Here is a 1,861-nt window from a genome sequence, read left to right on the forward strand (position 1 = left end):
TGGGCGTAGGAGCCGATGCCGTACCGGTCGCCGTGTTCGCGGTAGTAGAGGTCCTGGTCCTGGTGGCGCAGGATCGGCAGCCGGGCGCCGTTGGGTAGCTCGTTCTTGCCGTGCTGGGCCGGGACGGGGGTGGTTTTGACGTACTGGTGTGCCAGCGGGAGCAGGGGCACGGCCATGCCGATCATTTCACCGATTTTGGCGCCCCAGAACCCGGCGCAGGAGACCACGATGTCGGCCGGGATCACCCCGTCGGGGGTCTGCACGCCGGTGACCCGCCGGTTCGTCTGTTCGATGCCGGTCACGGTGGTGTTGCCGATGTACTTTACGCCGGCGGCTTCGGTGCGTTTGATCAGCAGCTGCACCGCGCGGGCCGCGGACGCGAGCCCGTCGGAGGGCACGTGGAGGCCGCCGAGGATGTCTTCTTCATTGATCAGCGGGTAGAGCTCCTTGCACTCCTCACGGGTAAGGATTTTGCCGTCGATGCCCCACGATTGTGCGTAGCCGAGTTTGCGCTTCAGGTCCGCGAGGCGGGTTTCGGTGGTCGCGACTTCCAGGCCGCCGACCTGGTTGAAGCAGGAGATGCCGTCCTCGGTGAGGGAGAGGAGTTTCTCGACCGTGTATTTGGCGAACAGGGCCATCGACTTGGACGGGTTGGTCTGGAACACCAGGCCGGGGGCGTGCGAGGTCGACCCGCCCGGCATGTTCAGCGGGCCCTGGTCCAGGACGGTGATGTTGTTCCAGCCCCGGGTGACGAGCTCATCGGCGAGGTTGGTGCCCACGATCCCGGCTCCGATGATGACAATACGTGGCGACGATTCCATAAAAGGGTTCTCCTGCAAATTCTCTAAAGACTGTGTGCGGCGCGGCGGGGGTTAGCGGAAGACGACGGTGCTGGTGTCATCCAGCAGGACGCGGTGCTGGCAGTGCCAGCGCACGGCCCGGGACAGGGCGAGGGCCTCGGCGTCCTGGCCCACGGTGGAGAGCTGGGCGGGGCCGTAGGTGTGGTCCACGCGGATGACTTCCTGTTCGATGATCGGGCCCTCGTCCAGGTCCGCGGTGACGTAGTGCGCGGTCGCGCCGACGAGCTTCACGCCCCGGTCGTAGGCCTGGTGGTAGGGCCGGGCGCCCTTGAACCCGGGCAGGAAGGAGTGGTGGATGTTGATCGCACGGCCTTCCAGGGCCCGGCACAAATCGTCGGAGAGGACCTGCATGTAACGGGCCAGGACCACCAGGTCCGCCCGGTATTCCTCCACCAGTTCCAGCAGCCGGGCCTCGGCGTCGGCCTTGGTGTCCGGGGTGACCGGAAGGTAGATGAAGGGCAGCCCGGCCGCCTCGGCCATCGCCCGGTGGGTTTCGTGGTTGGAAACCACGGCCACCAGGTCCCCGCCCAGGGTCCCGCCGCGCCACCGGAAAATCAGGTCGTTGAGGCAGTGCCCGAACTTGGACACCATCACCAGCACCCGCTGCTGGGTCTGGTCATGGAAGCTGAACTTCATCCCGAACCGGTCAGCGATCGGGCCGAACTCGGCCGTGAGCGTCTCCGGGGTCAGGTCCGGGGACCCGGAAAACGCGGTCCGCAGATGCAGGGTCTGGCGCAGGCTGTCATCGAACTGCTGGTGCTCATCAATGTTGAAGCCCCGCTCGAACAGGAAGGTGGTCACGGCCTGCACAATCCCGGCCTGCTCGGCACACGAGAGTGTGAGCACGAACTTCTGCCCCGGCTCCATTGCCGGCAGGGCCGCTGCGGTTGCCTCTGTTTGCATGAGGGTCATGTCCCCTCCTCCTTCTAGATATATTCAAAAGTAGCGAACTGATATATTAGATTGGACCCCAGCGTATACTCGACTGTGACACAGGTCAA

The 1,861-nt window shown here is 65.0% G+C and carries 2 protein-coding genes; both read right to left on the reverse strand.

Annotation, left to right across the window (positions count from 1 at the left end):
• On the reverse strand, positions 1 to 821 hold an 821-nt coding region (locus AC5RT3_RS20560), incomplete at its 3' end, for an NAD(P)/FAD-dependent oxidoreductase (protein WP_494125104.1).
• Positions 822 to 872: 51 nt separating this feature from the next.
• Positions 873 to 1,772 carry a formyltetrahydrofolate deformylase gene (gene purU, locus AC5RT3_RS20565; RefSeq protein WP_494125105.1) on the reverse strand — a complete coding sequence of 300 codons (900 nt, stop codon included), beginning with the start codon at positions 1,770 to 1,772 and terminating at the stop codon, positions 873 to 875.
• Positions 1,773 to 1,861 lie beyond the last annotated feature (89 nt).

It is taken from the genome of Arthrobacter sp. Y3221159 (assembly GCF_059089885.1).